The organism is Pseudoxanthomonas sp. 97-1-1, assembly GCF_057773125.1.
Map to the genome: position 1 here is coordinate 273,936 of NZ_JBYMTJ010000002.1, position 23,874 is coordinate 297,809.

24 protein-coding genes, 1 tRNA gene and 1 pseudogene are annotated in these 23,874 nt (G+C 62.7%); 13 read left to right on the forward strand and 13 right to left on the reverse strand.

The features are described from left to right. Positions 1–26: 26 nt before the first annotated feature. Together AC3DET_RS08480 and AC3DET_RS08485 are read left to right on the forward strand one after the other, a co-directional pair. Positions 27–482 (forward strand): hypothetical protein, encoded by a 456-nt coding sequence (locus AC3DET_RS08480; RefSeq protein ID WP_488391341.1) that lies wholly within the window; start codon positions 27–29, stop codon positions 480–482. Positions 483–987: 505 nt separating this feature from the next. Further along, on the forward strand, positions 988–1,539 hold the full coding sequence (locus tag AC3DET_RS08485) for a hypothetical protein (protein ID WP_488391342.1): 552 nt from the start codon (positions 988–990) through the stop codon (positions 1,537–1,539). Positions 1,540–1,726: 187 nt separating this feature from the next. On the opposite strand, the gene AC3DET_RS08490 is transcribed toward AC3DET_RS08485, so the two are convergent. Continuing rightward, complete coding sequence (locus AC3DET_RS08490; RefSeq protein ID WP_488391343.1) at positions 1,727–2,500, reverse strand: hypothetical protein; 774 nt, start codon at positions 2,498–2,500, stop codon at positions 1,727–1,729. A 561-nt stretch (positions 2,501–3,061) separates the two neighbouring features. Here AC3DET_RS08490 and AC3DET_RS08495 point away from each other — a divergent pair. Beyond that, the gene (locus AC3DET_RS08495) at positions 3,062–3,589 is read left to right on the forward strand and encodes a hypothetical protein (protein WP_488391344.1); all 528 of its coding nucleotides are present in this window, start codon (positions 3,062–3,064) and stop codon (positions 3,587–3,589) included. A 414-nt stretch (positions 3,590–4,003) separates the two neighbouring features. On the opposite strand, the gene AC3DET_RS08500 is transcribed toward AC3DET_RS08495, so the two are convergent. The 7 genes from AC3DET_RS08500 to AC3DET_RS08530 form a co-directional block, all read right to left on the reverse strand. After that, positions 4,004–4,420, reverse strand: a complete 417-nt coding sequence (locus AC3DET_RS08500; RefSeq protein ID WP_488391345.1) for a hypothetical protein — start codon at positions 4,418–4,420, stop codon at positions 4,004–4,006. Between the two features lie 36 nt (positions 4,421–4,456). Beyond that, positions 4,457–5,056, reverse strand: coding sequence for a hypothetical protein (locus AC3DET_RS08505; RefSeq protein WP_488391346.1), 600 nt, complete (start codon positions 5,054–5,056; stop codon positions 4,457–4,459). A gap of 32 nt (positions 5,057–5,088) precedes the next feature. After that, positions 5,089–5,604 (reverse strand): SH3 domain-containing protein, encoded by a 516-nt coding sequence (locus AC3DET_RS08510; protein WP_488391347.1) that lies wholly within the window; start codon positions 5,602–5,604, stop codon positions 5,089–5,091. 22 nt (positions 5,605–5,626) lie between these two features. Then, entirely contained in the window at positions 5,627–5,827 is a 201-nt protein-coding gene (locus tag AC3DET_RS08515) for a KTSC domain-containing protein (RefSeq protein WP_185896641.1), read from the reverse strand. Between the two features lie 26 nt (positions 5,828–5,853). Beyond that, positions 5,854–6,102, reverse strand: a complete 249-nt coding sequence (locus AC3DET_RS08520) for a hypothetical protein (protein WP_488391348.1) — start codon at positions 6,100–6,102, stop codon at positions 5,854–5,856. A gap of 450 nt (positions 6,103–6,552) precedes the next feature. Further along, positions 6,553–7,497 carry a hypothetical protein gene (locus AC3DET_RS08525; RefSeq protein WP_488391349.1) on the reverse strand — a complete coding sequence of 315 codons (945 nt, stop codon included), beginning with the start codon at positions 7,495–7,497 and terminating at the stop codon, positions 6,553–6,555. Positions 7,498–7,525: 28 nt separating this feature from the next. Beyond that, positions 7,526–8,644: a hypothetical protein gene (locus AC3DET_RS08530; RefSeq protein ID WP_488391350.1), complete on the reverse strand. Its 1,119-nt coding sequence runs from the start codon at positions 8,642–8,644 to the stop codon at positions 7,526–7,528. Positions 8,645–8,840: 196 nt separating this feature from the next. Here AC3DET_RS08530 and AC3DET_RS08535 point away from each other — a divergent pair, with 196 nt between their 5' ends. The 3 genes from AC3DET_RS08535 to radA all read left to right on the forward strand — a co-directional run bounded on the left by AC3DET_RS08535 (position 8,841) and on the right by radA (position 10,808). Further along, entirely contained in the window at positions 8,841–9,134 is a 294-nt protein-coding gene (locus tag AC3DET_RS08535) for a hypothetical protein (protein WP_488391351.1), read from the forward strand. A gap of 102 nt (positions 9,135–9,236) precedes the next feature. Beyond that, positions 9,237–9,312, forward strand: a tRNA-Thr gene (locus tag AC3DET_RS08540). A 104-nt stretch (positions 9,313–9,416) separates the two neighbouring features. After that, positions 9,417–10,808, forward strand: a complete 1,392-nt coding sequence (radA, locus tag AC3DET_RS08545; RefSeq protein WP_337731119.1) for a DNA repair protein RadA — start codon at positions 9,417–9,419, stop codon at positions 10,806–10,808. A 134-nt stretch (positions 10,809–10,942) separates the two neighbouring features. On the opposite strand, the pseudogene AC3DET_RS08550 reads toward radA, so the two are convergent. After that, positions 10,943–11,454: pseudogene (locus AC3DET_RS08550) on the reverse strand (demethoxyubiquinone hydroxylase family protein). Continuing rightward, complete coding sequence (locus AC3DET_RS08555) at positions 11,451–12,242, reverse strand: cytochrome C assembly family protein (protein ID WP_488391352.1); 792 nt, start codon at positions 12,240–12,242, stop codon at positions 11,451–11,453. Before AC3DET_RS08555 ends, AC3DET_RS08550 begins: the two are co-directional and overlap by 4 nt. Positions 12,243–12,339: 97 nt before the next feature. Between AC3DET_RS08555 and ffh the strand changes: the two genes are divergently transcribed. The 7 genes from ffh to AC3DET_RS08590 all read left to right on the forward strand — a co-directional run bounded on the left by ffh (position 12,340) and on the right by AC3DET_RS08590 (position 17,455). Beyond that, on the forward strand, positions 12,340–13,710 hold the full coding sequence (gene ffh / locus AC3DET_RS08560; RefSeq protein ID WP_337731116.1) for a signal recognition particle protein: 1,371 nt from the start codon (positions 12,340–12,342) through the stop codon (positions 13,708–13,710). A 120-nt stretch (positions 13,711–13,830) separates the two neighbouring features. Then, the gene (locus AC3DET_RS08565; protein ID WP_488391353.1) at positions 13,831–14,631 is read left to right on the forward strand and encodes an aminotransferase class IV family protein; all 801 of its coding nucleotides are present in this window, start codon (positions 13,831–13,833) and stop codon (positions 14,629–14,631) included. 106 nt (positions 14,632–14,737) lie between these two features. Then, entirely contained in the window at positions 14,738–14,992 is a 255-nt protein-coding gene (gene rpsP / locus AC3DET_RS08570; protein WP_142124374.1) for a 30S ribosomal protein S16, read from the forward strand. Positions 14,993–15,030: 38 nt separating this feature from the next. Beyond that, complete coding sequence (gene rimM / locus AC3DET_RS08575; protein ID WP_488391354.1) at positions 15,031–15,558, forward strand: ribosome maturation factor RimM; 528 nt, start codon at positions 15,031–15,033, stop codon at positions 15,556–15,558. Positions 15,559–15,621: 63 nt separating this feature from the next. Then, positions 15,622–16,380: a tRNA (guanosine(37)-N1)-methyltransferase TrmD gene (trmD, locus tag AC3DET_RS08580; RefSeq protein WP_488391355.1), complete on the forward strand. Its 759-nt coding sequence runs from the start codon at positions 15,622–15,624 to the stop codon at positions 16,378–16,380. Positions 16,381–16,529: 149 nt separating this feature from the next. Beyond that, complete coding sequence (rplS, locus tag AC3DET_RS08585) at positions 16,530–16,937, forward strand: 50S ribosomal protein L19 (protein ID WP_192201528.1); 408 nt, start codon at positions 16,530–16,532, stop codon at positions 16,935–16,937. Positions 16,938–17,053: 116 nt separating this feature from the next. Next, positions 17,054–17,455 carry an RNA-binding S4 domain-containing protein gene (locus AC3DET_RS08590; RefSeq protein ID WP_192201527.1) on the forward strand — a complete coding sequence of 134 codons (402 nt, stop codon included), beginning with the start codon at positions 17,054–17,056 and terminating at the stop codon, positions 17,453–17,455. Positions 17,456–17,533: 78 nt separating this feature from the next. Here AC3DET_RS08590 and AC3DET_RS08595 read toward each other — a convergent pair whose 3' ends face one another. The 3 genes from AC3DET_RS08595 to mutS form a co-directional block, all read right to left on the reverse strand. After that, a complete protein-coding gene (locus tag AC3DET_RS08595) occupies positions 17,534–18,148 on the reverse strand; it encodes a DUF937 domain-containing protein (protein WP_192201526.1) in 615 nt (204 codons plus the stop codon). A 173-nt stretch (positions 18,149–18,321) separates the two neighbouring features. Continuing rightward, the gene (katG, locus tag AC3DET_RS08600; RefSeq protein ID WP_488391356.1) at positions 18,322–20,568 is read right to left on the reverse strand and encodes a catalase/peroxidase HPI; all 2,247 of its coding nucleotides are present in this window, start codon (positions 20,566–20,568) and stop codon (positions 18,322–18,324) included. 450 nt (positions 20,569–21,018) lie between these two features. Continuing rightward, a complete protein-coding gene (gene mutS / locus AC3DET_RS08605) occupies positions 21,019–23,562 on the reverse strand; it encodes a DNA mismatch repair protein MutS (protein ID WP_488391357.1) in 2,544 nt (847 codons plus the stop codon). Positions 23,563–23,874: the final 312 nt, after the last annotated feature.

The following is a 23,874-nucleotide window of genomic DNA, read 5'->3' on the forward strand; positions in this document are numbered from 1 at the left end:
AGCCGGGCCAACGAGGAGTAAAGAAGATGTCTCTCACCAATGACTACAGCCGCATCAAGCGGCTTCTGGACGCCCGCGGATCGAGTCTCGATAAAGCCGCCCGCATCGAGGATGAAATCAGCCGGGAGATCGTGCGGCCCGAAATCCTCAAGAAGGACAGTATTTGCAGGCAGACCGCACATGCCGACAACCGCGCCATGACGGCATTCTCTGCGTCTGAGCAACTCGCCAAGGTGATGGATGGTTACCTGCCTATCGACCAGAAGGGCAAGTACGACCCGAAGTTCGCCCTGCCCCGTACGGTCAATGACTTGTGGCGGGTTCGCCAGGCCATCGACCAGTTGGGCCTGCCGTATACGTTCTACGTAGACGCAGCCATTCCCTACGTCGGAAAGCCGAAGGGTCGAGCGCCTCGCCTGTCGCAGTTGGTCGGGCGGGACGTGGTGACCCACGTCGCTGAACAGTGGGTCCGCAGCCAGTAACAACCTGATCGTGTCGTACCTCTGAGCGCTCGGAGTCTCGCTGGTAGGCGCCTACCAGCACCACTTGACGATTGTTCAGCTTTGTGACATACTATCGCCTCGGGCATCGTGCCCGCTTCCTGCCCTTGTCGGATAACGCTCGGGGCATGTCGTAAAGCATCGCGGTTCAACCCGATGCGGACCATAGAGGGGAACCGTCGTATGGTCAGCGGTCGTGATTCTTGGGCACACCATGAGGTCCAAGTCACAGCAGCCGTGACGGTGAATGTCCGCCCGTAGCCTTAAGACTTGTCGGGATGGAACTACAGATCAGTGCTGTGTCAGTCGAAGCCCCTAAACGATAGGTACTATCGGTCAGGAGATGGCAAGTCCAAGACTCGCTACATGCGGGTCTGGGATGATTTTGCCTCCTACCGATAGTAGGGACAGAAACAACACCAGACACAGCAAGACAAGAACAAGAAGAACAAGGAAACAACCTAAGGTAAGGGCTTAAACGCAAGGTATGAGCTTACCGGTACCAACTGAACTGGTTAGGGTTGAAGGCGAACCCATAGCCGACATTGAAGACATCCTTGAAGGTAGGGTCTTCCACGTCACTTCGCTTCCCAACTGGAACTTGATACGTCAGTCCGGCTCCATCCTTCCCAATCCCGACGGCCTACTTCCTACCACCTTCGGTTCCAATAACTCCTACTTCCGTAAGCGTGGTTGTGTCAGCGTCTTCGACTATCGGGCCAAGCCACCCGAAGATCCAGTTAACTACAGGCATCGCTGTCATCCACTTCAACCAGCCCAACCTGATACGCCGGGCGTAGCAATTCTTTTCCTGCATCCCGACATCTACCCGACGCTTCTTTCATGGGAACTGTGTCAGGATGAAGTCATGCTCCGGGAACGCGTCGTACCTTTTGTAGAAGCAGGTCATCCAGGTCCGATTCCGATATCACTAATCGAAAGTTTCATCTACTTCCGGCGCACGGAGAATCCGAATTCCTTTGCTGCGATCGTTCGTCGGTCAATGCAAGGCGACGCTGCTGACAGCAAACCTCAATGAAACCGCATGGAAACCTCAAGCATGCGGTTCCCATTGTGGTTCTGACCAATGCTTGAGGCTGGCGCCATGAATGGTGTTCTTGTTGCCGTAGTAGGCTCTCGTAGGTAGGACTTGCCCTGTATGAAGTGTCAGCCCATGTTTCGCCTTACACCAGCGGTGAATTCATCCATAGCGAAAAATATTGCACCTACGTCGGCTCCATGAAGTGGATGGCAACGCCCGCATCTCGCTCCAATGCCTTAGAAATGTCGCTTAGCCTTTCGAAGGAAACGACGTCTATCAAGAAGTACTCGTTGCGCATCGAACCCTCATTTTCGGTGAAGGCGTACTGCACTTCCATCTGAAAATTGTCTTGGATCTTGACCGGCTCACCTTCGCCGTAGAAATCCGTACCGAAAGCCCCTTCCAGCGAGTTGCAGACTATCAGCGGATAGTTCAGCGTGACCGTCTTGCGCCTTGATGATTCGACAATGGATGGCGGTTGATTTCGCATTGCCGTGAGGGCATTCAGGGCCTGATTGAGCGCCTTGTAGAACGGATCCTGCTCGACAGACTTCTCGGTGGCAAAGAGCTTCGCCACCCTCGAACTGTCAGACAGATAGTGATGCTTCTTCGTATATGTGTTATCGGGCCGGAAGCCACCACGCAGTTTGGCGACCATCTTCATTGCAAGTGCTTCATCCTTGTCTGCGAACCAAAAGACCGAGTTCCCAGCGATGAACTTGCACTCGATGAACAGCCTTACTACTACGTCGCCCATCAACCTATTCGTTATATCGCGCACTGGCCAGGATTTTTCAGCTACGAGGTCGATTTCTCTCGCCTTGTTCTGAGTCTGATCCATAAAGTATGGGCTGATACTTACCTTCCAGCCGTCATCGGTGAACCAGCGTGCCACCTTCGCATGGAAGGTGTTCCCGCTCTCTCTGATCAGCTTTTGGACTGCCTCGGGTACTTTCATGACCTGTCCCTTAAGTTTGTGGACTGCTGTTCGAACGCGCCTCAGCGATCCCCCACTCCATACTATTCTTCTTATCGCCTACGCCGGAACCGTTTGGGCTTGCCGGGCGGCTTAGGCGGCTCGGGTGCTGGTGGAGTCCATACCCTCGGTTCACCCACCGGCAGCGCAGGCAGCCCAGCCTTGCGGGGTAAGGCTGCGATCTCAGCCCGCAAGCGTCCCAAGTTCACCCGGGCCCATCGTTCGGCCATCTTTTTGCCATGCGGCACCGTAGGTGACACTCCGCTACAACGCATCCCCGGCTCCCATTCCCTATGCCGATTGACGTGCACCAGCCAGTCACCGGGGACACGCTTGGAAATCAGCGCCACCTCGCGCCCGTCGATCGTCAGCCAATGCTGGTCGTAGCGTTCCAGATGAGTCCACTGCATGGGGGCGTCGTCCATGCCTGCATCGTAGGTAGGTCAGTCACAGGGCTTGCGACGGGGCACAATCTATCAGCCCGTTGGCAGGTGTCCCTCCGTTGGTTACGCTTTCGGTGTCTCAGGCTGAGGAGGGAATTCCATGCGTAAGACGATAGGCGTCATGTCCGCCCGTTGGGCCGCTTGTTTGACACTGGCTGCCGGTGCGGTCTTCCACGCACAGGCGCAGGAGTACTGGGACACTGCCGTACCGAATGCCCAGATTCCGAACGTCCTACGCGATGTCGCACAGTGGCACGACTTCCAGTACCCAGATTGCAAGTACAAGCAGCCAGTAGGTTCAGTGCGTGCGGAAGGCGAAGATGGCGACGAAGAACACTGGACCATTGTGGGCTGCGATGGACGGCAGTTCACCTATCGCGTATCCGTAGTCTCCCAGCATCACGGTGGTGTCACCGTATTGGTCGGTAACGTCGATGGGGCTCTGGTCAAGCAAAAGCCCAAGATGGACAAGGATCTACGCCAGCAGTGCGAGGACATCGCCAAGGAGCTTGCGTCTTTCGGGGACGACATCGACAAGGTTCCGGACGACAAGATCAGCCGAGTGGCACAGCTAACCGCTGATAACGCAGCATGTCAGGGCGAGGCGAAAGCCGCGGGCAACCGTTAGAACGCAACCAGCGCGCACCTGGGGCGTTCCGTTTTGCCTGACGCACCGATAGTGCTTTATGCATCGGGGCGCGCCAGACAGCGATTGGTGCACTTTGGGGCGTATTCCAGCAATGAGGGACATCAAGGGCATAGCCTGCTTGCGGGGCCCAGACTGCTCGGGCCGGCTTAAGGGAAGTCATCCAAGACGGGCAGGGGCATCGGTGCGGTACGGTAGTGCTTGATCCGAAAGGGGGTAGGGGATCAAGCCAGCGCTTGGGGCAACGCATCAACAATGCGCCGCTCCCCTGACTGACCCCAATGCGGGTGATCCGCGTTACGGGGCATGGAAGTCTTAGAACGGTGCCGGGATCGCCGCCCCGAGTGAGCCGAAGTGGAGGGCAGGACGGATGCACTCCATACAGGCACTCCACCCTTAGGAATACATTCGCTTTAGCGTTGCAACCGCGGTCACCAGCAATGTAGCTGATGCTCCATAGATGACTATGAGTGCCACAAACAACTCAATGAACGTCACCGGCTTATGTTTGGCAATGAGCGTCATCAGGCGCCAGATTCTACGTATAAGCCCCTTCTCTGCGAGTTCGTCGCGTTGCTGGGCAACCCAGTCTGATTGGCTAAATGCACTGCTAAGGAAGGAGTCCATGTTGGCAAAGGCAGCCATGATCGCCAATCCGGTCAAGCCAAGAAATAGGGCGAATGACCAGTAACCTTGTTTTGCCGACCACTGCACATAGAAGTACAGGGCACATGAAAGAAGAAGTACTTGCGGAGTCAGATTGCGAAGGAACTCCAGAAGAGCCTTCCTTCCGTTGGCTGTTAATAGGTGCATCAATGCAGATCCTCGACCTTGGGGATGTCTGAGTGGTCAGACATGCGGCCAAAGCGATGCGATATACGAAAGCTCCGCGTCGACCATGGGCTTGAAGTTCTTTCCAATCGACGAATGACTAAAGGCCTTTCCATTTCGGACATCAAGAACGCAGAATTCAGTGCCTGGCTTCTCCATCGGGGCAAGCACATGAGCCATTAGGGTGACAATCAGATCCGCGCGGGTCTTCGTAAGGGGCTCAGTCTTCAAGAACAGCTTCAAGACATGGCGTTGCCGATTGAACGCCAATCCTATTTCGGGATTGATTGCCACATCGAAGCCAGCTTGCGTGTAGGTGTTACCAGGCGGATTGAACCAAGTGACGGCTTTGGTCCCCCACCACTTTCTGTAGCCCTTGACCATTTGCGGGTAGTTGGTCGCTTTTTTGGGGTCTTTCAGTCCTTTGGTCAAAGATGTGAGGTCGTCCTTAGATCCTCCGCTTCTATGGATCGCAACGAGGCCTTCTCGGAACCCTTTATAGAAGTCGGTCGCGGGATCGTACACGTCACGGTTCTTAAGCTGCGCGACTTTCGTTGCTTTCGGGCTGCCGGATTTTGTGACTACGTCGATGAAGTCAGTGAGTGTTATCCGTGGCATGTCTGATCCCAAGAAAGATGATTGAGTTCGTTCTAAACACCGTACCGCTTCCGCCCGCCTGAGGTGATGCAGTAGCGTCCGCCACGAGGGCCGATACACACCCGGTTGCCAGAACAGGGGCAATTGCTATCCGAGTAATTGGATCGGGCTGGCTGGTAGTTGGTCCGCGGTCTCGGCTTTGGCGTATAGCAGCCGGCCCCCGAGCAAAGCAGCTTCGATGACACCCAGCGTTCAGGTGAACCGGCGGGAGTGATCCGAGCCCAGCCATTTCTACGTTCGTACACGTGGACCGAATCGCCACCAGTCGACTTGTCCACTACTGCCCCATTGGGCGAAGAACGCTGATTTAGCGAACTCGTTGCGACGTACATTGGCTCAGCCGGCTCGGCTATTGGCGCTTGCACAAACTGCGACGACGTTGCTACTGGGGGAGCGGGAGTAGTGTCCTGCTTGCTGTGGTCATCTTTGCCGCCCCGGCACATTGCGACAAGCAGGACGAAGCCCCCGATTATCCAGAATCCTGTAGTCCCCTTCGATCTCGCGCGCATGTTCTTGGTACCTAAGAGCGAATTAGCATTGGTACCTGTCGCGGATATGGTCGTTGTAGTAGGTGCCTTTTGATCTGGCGTTCAGTAGGCCCTGAAAAATGTGTGCCGGAACCCCGCAGAAGTCATATGTATCGCCCTGTATGAAGCGAATGCGCATCCGCATCGTCCGCTGGTCGTAGCCAATTGCTGATATGGCCGATGAATTCACATGAATCATGTCCATGCGGCGTTCCTCCTTGTAGTCGTTGCTTATCGACGCTTCCCTGGCTTCTGCGTGAGCACACTTCCAGCGATTGCCTTATTTGCCTTGCCGGTTTGATTGCTATCCAGTGCTTTTGCTGCTTTGGATGCGATCTTGGGGGATGTCGTTTTGCCGGTGCCGGTCTGTGCCAAAGCACTGCCTGCAATAGACTTCGCCGCCTTGCTTGAGTTCGGGCTGCGAAGAACTGCAGACGCTTTCGCAGCGATATGAGTCGAAGTCTTCTCGTTCTTAGCCATAAATCCTCCGAGGAATATTCAAGGTGGTTGGGAAGCGTTACTTGAATAGCTTTGCGATAAAGCGGAAAAGCTGCGCAGCCGAAGACTCAAGCCCCATCGCCCGCTTCGTCCGGCGCTTCGCATTCTTGGGTGCATTCAGCACGCGCGTGACCTGGTACACGCCGAGGTCGCGCTTAAACTTCTTTTTGACGGCTGTCCCGCCCAAGCGAGTCTTCAAGCTTGGCTTGCGATACCGAATTCGCATTTCTGGCCCCTAACGAATGCGGCGCTTTCACCCCTGTCGGCGTCCAGCCCGATCCTCCGCCCAAATGTGATGGACGTCAAGTGCGTTCAGGGTTAGGTAAATGCGTGTAGCCACGAGTCGTGCATTGGTTCGAGACCAACGACGGTGTTGTGATAGCTCGCTTGGAAACCAGGTTCGGCAGTAGTCTTGCTGAATTGGATGGCAGGTCAGAAGAAGGGCGCCTTCAACAATTCCGATGGGTTAACACCCACGTTGAGCCCATATCGCGTGTTGATATCGGCAACGAGCCTGATGAACCAGTCTTGGGCTTTCGGCGAAACATGTACGCTTTCAATCAGTTCACCCAAGTCGCAAGGCTTGAGTATGCCGGCATCCTCAGTATGGAAATCCTGTATCAACGCTCGGACTTCTTTCTCGTGTTCGTATGAAAGACGCTTCCTCCAGAATGAGTCATTGACCCCCGCATACCGCTTGTTGAAGTCGATGTACTGAACTCGCCCTATTGCGATAAATGGATCTCTTCCGAGTGCGCGATACATGCGCCGTGGGGTGGTTCGTATCGCTACCGCATTTGGTAGAAAGCTGGAGTAGAGGCGCCACATTGCTTCTGACTCATGTGCATTCTCGTGCCAGCAGCTGATGAAAACGTGTCTTCTTTGTTGCTCGCCGCCGGACGAAAGCTGTTCCACAAGTGTCGAAACCTGCTTGTCGATTGCTTCCTCGTCCAGCGTGACCGGTCGTCCATCGGGAGGATTACAGATTGCATCCCGGAAAAACCTTCCGAAATGGTCATCCCAGCCCTTTTTGTTATCGGCAATACCCTTGGCGCCTTCAAAAGCATCATCAAAAGTGTCGGCGCGTGCAAAGAACAAGCTGCCACTGGACAGGAGGCTGGCGTACTTGGTGAAGTCCAGATAGCGCCATAGGAAGGCATCAGGATCTGGTACTTCGTACGGTCTGGGAAAGAAGTATTGCTTTTCAAGAAGCTCAGTGGGATAGGGGCACGAGCCGCAAACGTAAGTCGGCTTATTCAGTGCATCAAATCCAAGAAAGGTCGTCTCCCCCTTGCTGAAGGGATGGTTGCAAGATGTGCAAAGGCCGTAGTTCTCATAGGCGAATCGCCGTAGCTCCAGAACTTCATCGTTATCCATCTTTGCGAAGCCCTATGAAGCTGGCCTACTAATTGCAGGTTGTGGTTGCCGTATTGCCGTAACCCACGGTCCGGCAGGTTGTCGCCTTAAGGCTGCGCAAGAAGTTCTGGAAGTTGGCTTGCTGCTGAGCGCGTGCCTGTGCCTGCATAGCCGCAGCTTGATCCTGCATCGCCATTACCTTCCCTTGTTCGGCAGCAATAAGGCCCCGTTCAAACATTTGTTTCTGCTGTATGGCGTCCTGCTGATCTCTGATTTCGGCTTCCTTCTCGATAGCGAGGTAGTCGAACTCCTCGACCGAAATTTCCTTCTTGGCGAGCCGGGAAGCAATCAAGCGGTAGTAGGTGACCAATTGCTTCTGACGGTGTGATTCCAATGCCTGGGAGAAGTCGAGTTCGGCTTCCTTGTACTCGACCGCAGCCTGGCCATAGGAAATCTGGCCCGAAGCGTGCCTTTGGCTGATTAGCTCGCCTTGGATGTCCAACTTGGCGAGGGCGGCAGTTCCACCGTAGGCGTCAGTCAGCTTGTCGTCGCGGAAGACGGCAACCACCGGTCCGCAGTTGTAGGGCAGTCCATTGGCCAGAAAGCCGGTGTACTCCCGGATGACGAACCCCGTGCCGGGAATCTGTTCGGTTGTGCGGGGCATACGTGCAAGCGGTTGGCTTGCCGATATCGCCACATAGGGTGCGTCTTTCGAGTTCTGCAGGAAGCTGTAGTCGCTGCACATGGTCGAAAGCGACGCGGCGATCTCGTTGGTCAGCAGCTTGGTGAAGTCGTTGTACGAGCCGTGGATCTTCCGTTCGCCGTTCGAGCCCTGCTTGAAGTCCAGTTCCCGGCTGTCGGCATAGGTAATGGACACCGACTGGGGCGTGGTCGTCAGGTAGGCATAGATGACATGTCGGTTGTTCCATTCCTTGGTGATCCGCATCCGGTAGCCGCCCGGGACCTCAGTCATCCCGTAAGAGCCATCAACCTTCCAGTCGTTCTTGGATGACTTGACGGCTTCGAGGGCAACACCCAGCAGCTGCAGCGGGTGCCTTTGCGGGTTTATCGAGATCGGGGCGGGTTCCTTTAGGGTGGCCGCGATGGAGGGCAGCGAGCCCAATGCAATCGAGAGCCCCACGGCAAAGGAAGTGAATCTGGCGCGCATCCTTGTTGTCCCCATACAGATCAGTACTTTGGCCCTATATCATGCAATTGCTGGGCCACCCCGGGTGCAATGATGCTCCTTTTGAGGCTCAACTGCTGATCCTTTCCCGCCTACGGCTTTATGGGTCGGTGCCTGCCATTGATTTCAATACAGCCATTCCCATGTAGCCGTTAACCACCACAGATTGCGAGGCCCCATGAAATACTTTGTCGACTATCAGTACCTGCCGAAGACGGCAGGCCGTCCGCTCGATGACGGGGAAATGATGCCCATTGAGATCAGCGAAGAGCATCCGCAGTCGCTGCTTCCCAATGTGGGCGACTACGTGGAGATCCATAATGTGGATAGTGGCGAGCACGCCAACTTCTCTGGACGCGTCCGGTCGCGGCTGTTCCGCTACTTCCGTAAGGAGGGCATCGAGTCCACTTGCGCTGTGAACATCGTGGTCGAGGAATCGGATGACGACTGGGGACGGCTCGTCAAGGAGTGATGTTGGGACGGGAAGACCCCGGCTTCCCAACGGCTTACCACCCGATACCCAATACCCCCGCATTGACCAGCCCCCACCCCAGCCCCTAAAATTCGCGGCTCCGCCGGAATAGCTCAGTTGGTAGAGCGGCGCATTCGTAATGCGTAGGTCGTAGGTTCGATTCCTATTTCCGGCACCAGTTGAGACAAAGCCCCGCTTCGGCGGGGTTTTGTTTTTTCCGGGTCTCGCCCCCGGAGACGGCGGCCCGATACAGTAGCCGTTCGCCTTCACGACAGGTTTCCCGTGGCCAAGACCTCCGCCAAGTCCCGTACCGCCTACGTCTGCACCGAATGCGGGGCCGACCACAGCAAATGGCAGGGCCAGTGCGCCGACTGCGGGGCGTGGAATTCCCTCAGCGAGATCGTGCTGGAAAGCGCCGCCAGCGCGCCCGCCGCCGCCCGTCGCTCCGGCTGGGCCGGCAAGGCCGAGGCGCCGAAGGTCACCGCGCTGAAGGACGTGCGCCACAGCGAGGAAGCGCGCGTGACCACCGGCATCGGCGAGTTCGACCGCGTGCTGGGCGGCGGCCTGGTGGAGGGTGCGGTGGTGCTGGTGGGCGGCGACCCGGGCATCGGCAAGTCCACGCTGCTGCTGCAGGCCGTGGCGAAGATGTCGGCTAGCCTGCCGGCGCTGTATGTCACCGGCGAGGAGTCGCTGGCCCAGGTCGCCGGCCGCGCCGTGCGCCTGGACCTGCCGCTGGACAACCTGCAGGCCCTGGCCGAAACCGGCATCGAGAACATCCTGCAGCACGCTTCGGTGGCACGGCCGAAGCTGATCGTGGCCGATTCCGTGCAGACCCTGTGGACCGAATCCCTGACCGCCGCCCCCGGCTCGGTCAGCCAGGTGCGCGAGAGTGCGGCACGGCTGGTGCGCTACGCCAAGGAGACCGGCACGGCCGTGTTCCTGGTCGGCCACGTGACCAAGGAAGGCGGCATTGCCGGCCCGCGCGTGCTGGAGCACATGGTGGACGCCGTGCTGTATTTCGAAGGTGAGAGCGGCAGCCGGTTCCGCGTGCTGCGTGCCTTCAAGAACCGCTTCGGTGCGGTCAACGAACTGGGCGTGTTCGCCATGGGCGAGAAGGGCCTGAAGGAAGTGCCCAACCCGTCGGCGATCTTCCTGTCCGGCGGCAGCACCCAGCAACCCGGCAGCTGCGTGCTGGTCACCCGCGAAGGCACGCGCCCGCTGATGGTGGAAGTGCAGGCGCTGGTGGACAGCTCGCCACTGTCCAACCCGCGCCGCGTGGCCGTGGGCCTGGAACAGAACCGCCTGGCCATGCTGCTGGCCGTGCTGCACCGGCACGGCGGCGTGGTGGTGGGCGACCAGGACGTGTTCGTGAATGTCGTCGGCGGCATCCGCGTGCAGGAAACCGCCGCCGACCTGCCCGTGCTGCTGGCGGTGCTGTCATCCCTGCGCGACCGCCCCCTGGCGGAGAAGACCGTGGCCTTCGGCGAAGTGGGCCTGTCCGGCGAGATCCGCCCTGTGCCCAACGGCGAGGAGCGCCTGCGCGAAGCGGCCACGCACGGCTTCAAGCGCGCCATCGTGCCCAAAGGCAACGCACCGAAGTCGGGTGCGTTCAAGGGACTGGAGGTGGTGGCGGTGGAGCGGCTGTCGCAGGCGCTGGAAGCGGCGGCGGAGTAGGGCGGGGGCGGATCCCTTGTAGGAGCGACGTCAGTCGCGACCGCGAGATCGACATACCTTGGAGGGTTGGCGCGCGCGTCAGCCGTGCGGTCGCGACTGACGTCGCTCCTACAAGAAGCAGGTCGCGACGAGCATCAGAGCCGCATTCCCAGCCAGATCACCGCTTCCGTCGAGACGCGCACGATCGGGGTCAGGATCGGCGGCCAGAAAGCGCCGGGGTGCATCGCGTCACGACCGTGATCGTGATGCTCCTGTTCTTCCACGACGATGCGAGACACCGCATCGAAGGCATCCGCGTCGGTGGACGCGAGCTGCTGCCGTTGCGCCATCAGGTGCTGCAGCACCACGCTTTCGACGGCATACGTGGTGGCCGCGATGGCGGATGGCCCCAGCAGGCCGGTCACCAGTCCCAACGTCCAGCCGCCGACACCGCACAGCTGCGGCAGCGACGGACACCGCGTGCCTGGAGGCGATCGTGAAACAGGGTGCGATGACCGAGTTCGTGATCGAGGAAATGCCGGAGCAGTGGCACCCGCTGCGGCGCGGTCCGCTGCGACACCAGGATCTGTGCACGATAGATGTTGACCGCGCCGTGTTCGCCCGCGTGATCGACCTTCAGGATCCGGTCGCCCAGCGGCGTACTCAAGCCCGCCTCAGCACCATCTCGTACACGAACTTGCTGCCGAAGAACGCCAGCAGCAACAGCGCCATGGCCGTCAGCGTCCAGTGCACGGCCTTCGCACCGCGCCAGCCGTAGCGCCAGCGTCCGACCAGCAGGGCGCCGAAGGTCAGCCACGACAGCACGCTCAGCACGGTCTTGTGGGTGAGCTTCTGGACCAGGAAGTTCTCGACGAAGAGCACGCCGGTCAGCAGCGTGGCGGTCAGCAGGATGAAGCCGACCGTGATCGTGCGGAACAGCAGGTCTTCCAGTTCGGTCAGCGGTGGCAGGGCGCGCAGCCAGAGGTGGAACTCGCGCCGGCGCAGGGCGCGTTCCTGCGCCCACAGCATCAGTGCCAGCAAGGCGGCGATGGCCAGCGCCGCGTAGGCGAGCAGCGCGAGCCAGGCGTGCAGTTGCAGGCGCCAGTCCAGCCCGCTGGAGGCCCGGTGCCCGTACAGGTGGTAGACCACCAGCAGCAACGCGGCCAGCGGGAACGCCACCACGCCGAGGGCGGCCATGCGGCCCTGGATGGCGACCAGCAGGGTCATTACCGCCATGCCCAGCGCCACCAGGGACAGGGCCGCGAAGAAGTGCATGTCCGGGCCGCCCGGCGTCCGCCAGGCCACCAGCAGGTGGTAGGCGCCATGCAGCAGCACGCCGCCGACCGCGGGCCACAGCCACAGGCGCATGCCTTCGCCCGGATCGCGGCCGACGGAGCGGACCAGCAGGCCGGTGGCGAACAGGTAAAGCGCGACGGCAATGAGAATGACTGTCATCGGAGCAGTGTCGCACAGCGGGCCGGCAGGAAGGCAGGGGGCGGGCGCGGCGCGACCGCATATAATTCCGGTCCGATTTTCCCCGGTCCCTTCCCCCATGTTCGAATCCCTGACCCAGCGCCTCTCCGGCACCATCGAACGCCTCCGTGGCCGCGGCCGCCTGAGCGAGGAGAACATCCGCGAGGCTACCCGCGAAGTCCGCATTGCCCTGCTGGAAGCCGACGTGGCGCTGCCGGTGGTGCAGGCGCTGATCGAGCGGATCAAGGTGCGCGCCGTCGGCCAGGAAGTGCTGAAGTCGCTGACCCCGGGCCAGGCGCTGATCAAGGTCGTGCGCGATGAGCTGACCGCGGTGATGGGCTCGCAGGCCAGCGACCTGAACCTCAACGTGCCCGCGCCCGCCGTCATCCTGATGGCCGGCCTGCAGGGCGCGGGCAAGACCACGACCGTCGGCAAGCTGGCCAAGCACCTGCGCGAGAAGCGCAAGAAGAAGGTGATGGTGGTCAGCGCGGACGTCTACCGCCCGGCCGCGATCGAGCAGCTGAAGACGCTGGCCCAGCAGGTGGACGTGCTGTTCTTCCCGTCCGATGCCGGGCAGAAGCCGGAAGCCATCGTCCGCGCCGCCATCGACGATGCGAAGAAGTCCTTCGTCGACGTGCTGATCGTCGATACCGCCGGCCGCCTGGCGATCGACGAAGCGATGATGGCCGAGATCAAGGGCCTGCACGCGGCCGTGAAGCCGGTGGAAACGCTGTTCGTCGTCGACGCGATGACCGGCCAGGACGCCGCCAACACCGCCAAGGCCTTCAGCGAAGCGCTGCCGCTGACCGGCGTGGTGCTGACCAAGACCGATGGTGATGCGCGCGGTGGCGCGGCGCTGTCGGTGCGCTACATCACCGGCAAGCCGATCAAGTTCATCGGCGTGGGCGAGAAGCCCGACGGGCTGGACGTGTTCCACCCCGAGCGCGTGGCCAACCGCATCCTCGACATGGGCGACGTGCTGTCGCTGGTGGAGCAGGTCGAGCAGAACGTCGATCGCGAGAAGGCCGAGAAGCTGGCGGCCAAGGTCATCAAGGGAAAGAAGTTCGACCTCAACGACATGCGCGACCAGTTGGAGCAGATGCAAAACATGGGCGGCATCAGCGGCCTGATGGACAAGCTGCCGGGCATGGGCCAGATCCCCGAGCACGTGAAGCAGCAGGTGCAGCAGGGCAAGGAAGTGCCGCGCATGATCGCCATCATCAACTCGATGACGAAGAAGGAGCGCCGCAATCCCGCGCTGCTGAACGGTTCGCGCCGTTCCCGCATCGCCAAGGGCGCCGGCCTGACCCCGGCCGACGTCAACAAGCTGATGAAGCAGTACCAGCAGATGGAAAAGATGATGGGCAAGCTGGCCGGCGGCGGCATGAAGGGCCTGATGCGCAACATGAAGGGCATGATGGGCGCGCGCGGCGGCATGCCGTTCCGTTGAGGCTTTCTGCCTGTTGTGGGAGCGACGTCAGTCGCGACCGCGAGAACGAAGCACCATGCGCTCTGTTGGCATGCGGTCGCGACTGACGTCGCTCCTACAAGGGAATCAGAAGGCGCCCGCATGACCTCGGTTTTCCTCAACGGCAAACCCGCCACCGCCGACGACCTGCGCGCATTGGCATTGGCCAACTATGGCCATTTCACTTCGATGCAGGTGCGCGATGGCGCGGTGCAGGGACGTGCGCTGCATGTGCGGCGACTGGAAGAGGCCACGCTCGCGCTGTTCGGCAGCGGGCTGGACGGCGACAATGCGTTGAAGCAGGCCGCGCAGGTGATGGAGCAGGCTGGTCTGCGCGATGCGTCGGTGCGTATCACCGTATTTTCCACGCGGTTCGACTACCGCGATCCTGCGCGAAGCGTCACCCCCGACGTACTGGTGTCGCTGGCGCCGCCGTCATCGCCGGACAAGCCCGCGCTGCGGGTGAAGTCCTATCCGTTCGTACGGCCCTTGCCGCAGTACAAGCACGTGGGCACCTTCCCGCTGTTCCACTACCGCCGCCAGGCGGTGGCGGACGGATACGACGACGCACTGTTCGTCGATCCGGCCGGGCAGGTGGTCGAGGGGTCGATCTGGAACCTGGGCCTGTGGGACGGAGAAACAGTGACCTGGCCCGAGGGGCCGGCATTGCGCGGCACGGCCGAGCGGTTGCTGCGCCAGGCGCTGGAAGAGGTGGGCGTCCCGCAGCGGTGCGGGCCTATCCCGCTGGCCGAACTGGGCCGGTATCGGACTGGATTCGCCTGCAATGCCAGTGGCCTGCAGCCGGTGGTGGCCGTCGATGGCGTCGCATGGGGCCTTGATACCGCCCTCATGGGGGTATTGAAGAAGGCGCTGGATGCCGTGCCCTGGGAGCCGCTGGCCTGACCGTCCGGGCGACCTGTCCGGGGGTGGGTTTTCCTGACCGATTCAATGGCTTAGAATAGCCGGCTTACCTCGCCATTCTGGCGACTGGGCAACACTGGAAAACACCATGGTCAAGATCCGTCTCACCCGCGGCGGCGCGAAGAAGCGCCCCTTCTACCACATCATCGTCACCGACTCGCGCAGCGCGCGTGACGGCCGCAACATCGAGCGCGTGGGTTACTACAACCCGGTCGCCGCCGGCAACGAAAAGCGCGTCGAACTCGACGTGGCCCGTGTCGACCATTGGGTCGGCAACGGTGCGCAGCTGACCGAGAAGGTCCGCAACCTGTACAAGGAAATCAAGACCGCTCCGGCGGCCTGATGGCCTTGGCCGCGCAGACCGCGCGGCCTTCCGTCCGCATGAACACCGAGCGCCCACCGACCCCGCAGAAGATGATTCTGCTGGGAAGGCTTCTGGGCGCTTTTGGTGTGCGTGGCCAGATCAAGATCGAATCCTGGACCGAGCCGCGCGAGGCCATCTTCCGCTACCAGCCGTGGACGCTGCGCGACGCCAGCGGCGCCGAACGCGAATTCACGGGGGCCCGTGGCAAGGCATCGGGCAAGCACCTGGTGGCCACGCTGCCGGGCGTGGAAGACCGTGATGAGGTGGAGGCCATGCGCGGACTGGAGATCTTCGTCCCGCGGTCGTCTTTGCCGCCGCCGAGTGCCGGCGAGTTCTACTGGGTCGACCTGGAAGGCCTGCGCGTGGTCAACGTGGACGGCACCGATTTCGGCACCGTCTCGCACCTGTTCTCGACCGGTGCCAACGACGTGCTGGTCGCGCGGGGCGACCGCGAGCGCCTGATTCCGTTCGTCGATCCCGATTACGTCCGCTCGGTGGATTTCGAGGCGGGCGTGGTCACCGTGGACTGGGATCCCGAGTTCTAGCCGCCTCGCGGGCGACCGCCGTGGCGGTTACCCTGCGTCCCCACCAAGTTGCAGCCGATCGCCATGCGTATCGACGTCATGACCCTGTTCCCCGAGTTCATCGCCCAGGCCGCCGCCGTGGGCGTGGTCGGGCGCGCGCAGGAACGCGGGCTGCTGTCGCTGCATGGCTGGAACCCGCGCGACTACGCCAGCGGCGGCTATCGCCGCGTGGATGATCGTCCCTTCGGTGGCGGTCCCGGGATGGTGATGATGATCGAGCCGCTGCAGGCCTGCCTGGAGGCGGTCCGTGCCGCGGATGCCGCGCCGGCGCCACTGATCTACCTGAGCCCCCAGGGTGCGCCGTTGACCCAGAAGAAGGCGCGCGAACTGGCCGCGCTGCCGCGCATGATCCTGCTGTGCGGCCGCTACGAGGGCGTGGACGAGCGTTTCCTCGATGCCGAGGTGGACGAGGAACTGTCCATCGGCGACTACGTGCTGTCCGGGGGAGAACTGGCGGCCGCCGTGGTCATCGACGCGGTCGGCCGTCTGCAGGACGGTGCCCTGAACGATGCGGATTCGGCCATCCAGGACAGTTTCGAAGGCGATGGCCTGCTCGATTGCCCCCATTTCACCCACCCGTCCAGCCACCCGTTGGGTGACGTCCCGGCGGTCCTGCGATCCGGCGACCATGCCGCCATCGCCCGCTGGCGTCGCCAGCAGGCGCTGGGGCGCACCTGGTTGCGCCGGCCCGACCTGCTGGACGAGGCGGGCCTGACCAAGGCCGACAAGGCCCTGCTGGCGGCCTTCCGGGCAGGTCAGGCCGGCAGGGACGGGGCAGGGTAGCCAGTCCGGCCGGGAATCCGGTAGAATGCGCGACCCTTGGGCGGTTCACGCCCCCGGATCCCATAACAATATCGTGCGGCGCAATTCGGCGACTGCATCAGTTTTCGTTGTCGCAAGACACAATCACGCATACAAGCATTGGTGCCAACATGAGCAAGCTCCTCCAGGAATTCGAAGCCTCCCAGATCACGCGCGAGCTGCCCGCGTTCGGCCCCGGTGACACCGTGGTCGTCAACGTGAAAGTGAAGGAAGGCAACCGTGAGCGCGTGCAGGCGTACGAAGGCGTTGTCATCGCCAAGAAGAACGCCGGCCTGAACTCCGCGTTCACCGTCCGCAAGATCTCGCACGGCTACGGCGTCGAGCGCGTGTTCCAGACCCACAGCGCCACCATCGACTCGGTCGAAGTGAAGCGCCGCGGCAAGGTCCGCGCCGGCAAGCTGTACTACCTGCGCGAACTGGAAGGCAAGGCCGCCCGCATCAAGGAAGATCTGGCTGCCAACGCCGCCGCCAAGGTCGCCCGCCAGGCCGCCGCTGCTGCGGCTTCCGCCGCCGAGTAACGGCTGGCTGGATAGCGCTGCAGGAACGGCCACCTCCGGGTGGCCGTTCGCGTTTCCGGCGGCGGAATCCCGGCGCCGCGGCATGGCGCTCATGCACCTGTTGTTCCTCGATCACGATGACTGAACTCCCCACTGCAACCGTGCGCCTGGATCTCTGGCTCTGGGCAGCACGCTTCTTCAGGACCCGAAGCCTGGCCAAGCAGGCGGTCGAGACCGGCAAGGTCGACGCGGCCGGGCAGCGCGCGAAGTCGTCGCGTGCGGTGCGCGTGGGCGATGTGCTGGTGATCACGCGAGGTGAGGAGGTCTTCGAGATCGAGGTGCTTGCGCTGAGTGACCGTCGCGGTTCGGCCGCGGTGGCGCAGGCGCTGTATTCCGAATCGGCAGCCTCCAGGCAACGGCGTGAGGCCGCACTTGCGGCGCGCCGTGCGGAGCGTGCCGGTTACCAGGCGCCGCAGTCGCGACCGGACAAGCGCGCGCGTCGCCTGATCCGTGCGTTGGGCGACATCGATGCGCTGTAGCGATACCCGCGCCTGAAACGGAAGAAGGGCGCCGATGGCGCCCTTCCTGGTTGCAACTGTGCGCTACGTGGAAGCGGATCAGCGTCCGCCGCCGAACATGCCGCTGCCGATCTTGAGGATATCGCCCAGGCCGAGCTGGCCATCGCCGTCCTGGTCCAGCACGGCGCCAAGCAATCCGCCGCCCAGACCGCCCTGTTGCTGCACCTGGCGCTGTTCCTGTCCCAGCACTTCAGCCAGTCCCAGCGGGTTGTTCTGCGCGCTGCCCTGGCTCATGCGCTGGGCGAGGAAGGCGAGCACGATGGGGGCGAGGATCTTCAACAGCTGGCCTGCACGTTCGCCACCCAGCCCGGTCGCCTGGCCCAGGCCCAGTTCTGCACGGTTCTGCTGGCCGCCGAAGACATGCCCGAGGATGCCCGCACCGTTGGCCTGCGGCGAAGAAGCGCCACCCAGCACCGCGCCCAGCACGCTGCCGATGTCCAGCCCGCCGTGGTTGCGTTGCAGGGCACCGAAGAGTGCCTCCGCACCCTGCGGCTGTGCCGCGTTGCGACCCAATGCGCCCAACAGCAGCGGGAGTGCGGCGCCGATGGCGCTGGATGCCTGCATCTGGCCGATACCCAGTTGCTGCGACACCTGCTGCAGCGGCGCGCCCTGCAATTGGGCGAAGAGGTCTTCTGCGAGGGATGCGTTGCTCATGGTGCGGTCGTCCTCCTGGACGCGGTGGGAAGCGGCGCATCATGCTAGCGCCAATGTGACCCGTCGCCGACTCACACTAGTGGTCGGCCGACCGACGGAAACAGCAACGCCGCATGCCTTTCGGGGCATGCGGCGTTGACAGAGCGACGCAAACGCTGATCCGGTCGATCGCCTTACTTGAGGTCGAAGCGGTCCAGTTCCATCACCCGGGTCCAGGCGGCGACGAAGTCCTTTGCCAGTTTTTCCTTGCCGTCGGCGCTGGCGTAAACCTCGGCGAGCGCGCGCAGGACGGAGTTCGAGCCGAACACCAGGTCCACGCGCGTACCGGTCCATTTCGCGGCCCCGGTCTTGCGATCGCGGCCTTCATAGCGGTTCGCGCCGGTCGCTTTCCATTCCGTGCCCATGTCGAGCAGGTTGACGAAGAAGTCATTGCTCAGCACGCCCGGCCTGTCGGTGAACACGCCCTCGCTGCCACCGTCGGCATTCGCACCCAGCACGCGCAGGCCGCCGACCAGGGCCGTCATCTCCGGCGCCGTCAGCGTCAGCAGCTGGGCGCGATCCACCAGCAGGTGTTCGGCCGGCACCACCGAGCGTCCCTTGAGATAGTTGCGGAAGCCATCGGCGAAGGGTTCGAGCACGGCGAACGATTCGACGTCCGTCTGGTCCTGGCGCGCATCGGTGCGGCCGGGCCGGAACGGCACGCTGACATCGATGCCGCCGGCCTTCGCCGCCTGCTCCACGCCAACGCCGCCGGCGAGCACGATCAGGTCGGCCAGCGAGACCTTCTTGCCGCCGGCAGCGTCGAGGTTGAACTCCATCTGGATGCGCTCCAGGGTCTTCAGCACTTTCGCCAGCTGCCCGGGCTGGTTGACGGCCCAGTCCTTCTGCGGGGCGAGGCAGATGCGCGCGCCATTGGCGCCACCACGCTTGTCACCGCCACGGAAGGTCGAGGCAGACGCCCAGGCCGTCGAGACCAGTTCGGGTACCGACAGCCCCGACGCTGCGATCTTCGTCTTCAATGCGTCGATGTCGGCCGCATCCACGGTGGCGTAGTCCGCCTTGGGAAGCGGGTCCTGCCATACCAGTTCTTCCTTCGGTACTTCCGGGCCGAGGTAGCGCACGCGCGGCCCCATGTCGCGATGGGTCAACTTGAACCATGCGCGCGCGAAGGCATCGGCGAAGGACTGCGGGTTCTCCAGGAAGCGCCTGGAGATGGGCCCGTAGATCGGATCGAAGCGCAGCGACAGGTCGGTGGTCAGCATCTTCACGCGCTGCTTCTTCGATGCGTCGTGTGCGTGCGGCACATCCTCGGGCGCGTCCTTGGCAACCCACTGGTGCGCGCCGGCCGGTGACTTCTCCAGTTCCCATTCGAAGCCGAACAGGTTCTCGAAGAACTTGTTGCTCCACAGCGTCGGCGTCTGCGTCCAGGTCACTTCGATGCCTGACGTGATCGTGTCGCGGCCCTTGCCGCTGCCGAACTTGTTGTGCCACCCGAAGCCCTGCTGCTCCAGATCGCCCGCTTCCGGCTCGGCGCCCACGTTGTCGGCCGGGCCGGCACCGTGGGTCTTGCCGAAAGTGTGGCCACCTGCGATCAGGGCGACGGTTTCCTCATCGTCCATCGCCATGCGGCCGAAGGTGTCGCGGATGTCCTTGGCGGCCAGCAGCGGATCGGGATTGCCATCGGGACCTTCCGGGTTGACGTAGATCAGGCCCATCTGGACGGCGGCCAGGGGGTTCTCCAGCCGGCGCGAGTGCACGTCGCCGTCGGCATCGTCGTCGGAGACCAGCACGCCTTCATCGGCCGGCTTCTCCACGCCTTCGGAACCATGCGCATAGCGCACGTCACCGCCGAGCCAGGTGGTTTCCCGACCCCAGTACACGTCCTGGTCGGGTTCCCAGGTGTCTTCGCGGCCACCACCGAAACCGAAGGTGCGGAAGCCCATCGTTTCCAGCGCCACGTTGCCGGCCAGGATCATCAGGTCGGCCCAGGAGATGCTCTGCCCGTACTTCTGCTTGACCGGCCACAGCAGGCGGCGCGCCTTGTCCAGGCTGACGTTGTCCGGCCAGCTGTTGAGGGGCGCGAAACGCTGCTGCCCGCGACCACCACCACCACGCCCATCGCCGATGCGGTAGGTGCCTGCACTGTGCCAGGCCATGCGGATGAACAGACCGCCGTAGTGGCCGAAGTCGGCCGGCCACCAGTCCTGCGAATCGGTCATCAGGTCGCGCAGGTCCTTCTTCAGTGCGTGGTAGTCGAGCTTGTTGAAGGCCTCGGCATAGTCGAAACCGCCGTCGAGCGGATTCGAACGCGAGGAATGCTGGTTGAGCAGGTCCACGCGCAGCTGGTTGGGCCACCAGTCGCGGTTGCCGGTGCCGCCGCCAGCGGTCTGGTGAAACGGGCACTTCGATTCGGTGGTCATGCGTGTGCTTCCTTTTGCCGTCGGGTGTGGGTGGGAAGGAGTCGGATCAAGCGGGCGACTGCGGTCGCCATGCCTGCGGCGCGCGAGCGGCGCGGGGCGGCCGCGTGTGCTGGAGGGTGGGGAGCGAAACTGGCCAGCGGTTCTTCGAGACGGTGGGCGCGTGCGGGGCGTACCGGATGGCGGGCATGCACATGGCTGACGTCCTGCGGGCGTTGGCGGATGGCGACCAGACTAGGCAATGCGAACGATCAATGAAAATCGTTTGTGACGAAGAGTTCGATAGCGCGATTCAATGGTGCATTGCGCAATCGACGATCCCCGGGCGGCGCATACGACGATACGCCGCGCACGTTACGCGGATGTTGTACGAGCGTGCGCGACCCACTGTACTGCTGCCTGCCGGCATGCACCGGATCAGCCAATGGCGTTCGCGGGGTTCTCGCGAAACGGTCAGAGCAGGGCTTTCAGCCGATACATGGCTTCGAGTGCCTGCTTGGGCGTCAGTTCGTCGGGATCGATCGCGGCAAGCGCTTCCTGCGCGGCCGAAGGCCGGGCAGCAAACAAGGCGAACTGCTGCGGTGCATCGAGTGCCAGGGGAGCCATGTCCGAGGCGTGCGTCTCGCGGCCGCGCTGCTCCAGTTCGGCCAGGCGGCGACGGGCCTGCTGCAGCGTGGTCCTCGGCAGACCGGCGAGGGCGGCCACCTGCAGGCCGAAGCTGCGGTCCGCGGCGCCTTCCTTCACCGCGTGCATGAAGACCAGCGTATCGCCATGTTCGACGGCATCGAGATGCACGTTGGCGATGCCGCTGCCTGTTTCGTTGGCCAACGCAGTGAGCTCGAAATAGTGGGTGGCGAACAATGTGTGGCAGCGGTTGGTCGCGGCCAGATGGCGTGCGACGGCGTCGGCCAGTGCCAGGCCATCGTAGGTCGACGTGCCGCGGCCGATTTCGTCCATCAGCACCAGCGATTGCGCGGTGGCGTGGTGCAGGATGTAGCTGGTCTCCGCCATCTCCACCATGAAGGTGGACTGCCCGCGTGCGAGATCGTCGCCCGCACCGATGCGGGTCAGGATGCGGTCGACCGGGCCGATGACGGCGCGCGAGGCAGGCACGAAGCTGCCGATGTGGGCGAGCAGCACGATCAGCGCGTTCTGCCGCATGTAGGTGCTCTTGCCGCCCATGTTCGGACCGGTGATGACCAGCATGCGTCGGTCTTCGTGCAGGTGCAGGTCGTTGGGCTCGAAGGGTTCCTTGCGCACGGCTTCCACCACGGGGTGGCGGCCGCGCTCGATCCGCAGGCCCGGCACATCGTTGAGTTCCGGCTGGGTCCAGTCCAGCGCCTGCGCCCGCTCGGCGAAGGCGGTGAGCACATCGAGTTCGCTGAGCGCGGCGGCACAGCGCTTCAGCGGTTCGAGTCGCTCGTTGAGCGTGTCCAGCAGCGCGTCGTACAGCAGCTTCTCGCGCGACAGCGAGCGCTCGCGCGCCGACAGCACCTTGTCCTCGAACTGCTTGAGCTCCTCGGTGATGTAGCGCTCGGCGCCGGTCAGCGTCTGCCGTCGGGTGTAGTGCACCGGTGCTTTGTCGGCCTGGCCCTTGCTGATCTCGATGTAGTAGCCGTGCACGCGGTTGTAGCCCACCTTCAGCGTGGGAATGCCGCTGCTCTCACGCTCCCGGGTCTCCAGGTCGATCAGGAACTGGTCCGCGTGGGTGCTGAGTTGGCGCAGTTCATCCAGTTCGGCATCGTAGCCATCGGCCAGCACGCCACCATCGCTGAGTTTCAGCGGCGGTTGCGGTGCGATGGCGGCCAGGAGCAGCGAGGCGGTATCGGCATGCTCACCGAGCGCCATGGCCAACGCCTGCAGGCGCGGCGCGTCCAGTGGCAGCAGGTGCGAACGCACGTCCGGCAACAGGGCAAGGCCGTCGCGCAGCGTGGACAGGTCGCGCGGCCGCGCGGAGCGCAATGCCACGCGGGTGAGGATGCGTTCCACATCGCCCAGCGCACGGAAGCCCGACCGCAGTTCGCGGTCGGTGCCGTGTTCGATCAGCGTGGCCACGGCCTGGTGGCGTTCGCCCAGCACACGCTGGTCGCGCAGTGGCCGGTGCAGCCAGCGACGCAGCAAGCGCCCCCCCATCGGGGTGATGGTGGAATCGAGCACGCCGAGCAGCGTGTGCCGCGTGTCGCCGTCGACGCGCGTATCGAGTTCCAGGTGGCGGCGCGTGGCCGCATTCATGGCGATGGCATCGCCGGCCGATTCCACCGCGATCGCGGTCAGGTGGGGCAGGCGCTGCTTCTGGGTTTCTTCCACGTACCCGAGCAGGGCGCCCGCAGCGCCCGTGGCGAGCGGTTTGTCGTCGATGCCGAAGCCGCTGAGATCGTGCAGGCCGAAGAAGTTCAGCAGCTGCCGCCGGCCGCTGTCGGGATCGAACAGCCAGGGCGCGCGCCGGCGGACGCCCGTGCGCTGCTGCAGGAATGCCGGCCAGCCTTCTTCGTCGGGAACCAGCAGCTCGGCCGGCTCCAGGCGCGAGAGTTCGGCCTCCAGGGCGTCGTCGCTGTCCACCTCATTGACCATGAAGCGACCGCCGGCCAGGTCTGCCCATGCAAGGCCATAGCCCGAGCGGCCGCGCGCGACGGTCATGAGCAGCGTATCGCGACGCTCGTTGAGCAGCGCTTCGTCGGTCACGGTGCCTGGGGTGACCACGCGCACCACTTTCCGTTCGACCAGCCCCTTTGCCAGCGCCGGATCACCGATCTGCTCGCAGATCGCCACCGATTCGCCCAGCGCCACCAGCCGGGCCAGGTAGCCCTCGCAGGCATGGACCGGTACGCCCGCCATCGGGATGGGCGCACCACCCGAGCTCCCGCGCTGGGTCAGCGTGATGTCGAGCAGCCGGGCCGCCTTGCGGGCATCGTCGTAGAACAGCTCGTAGAAGTCGCCCATCCGGAACAACAGCAGGAGGTCCGGGTACTCCGCCTTGGCGGCGAAGAACTGCTTCATCAGGGGCGTGTGTTCCGACTTGTCTTTGCTCACGAGGCCTGTGGGGAGGGGAAGTGCGAAAGGGTGCTGATTGTAGCGGCTGGGCGTGCGTGGCCGCGGAGTGGAACAGGGGGCTGGCACAGCGAGCAGCACCCGGCGTAATCGAAGTTCCGCACGATCGTTCGGAAAATCAGTGACTTATCCATGCCAAAGTGATGGCCTGCGTATCGACGCAGTGCAGAATGCCGTGCTGTGAAGTGGGTGTTAATTTCGCGTTGACGCAAGGGGAGTTGCGTTCGCTACAGCGGCATCACTGCACGCTACATCCGGAAA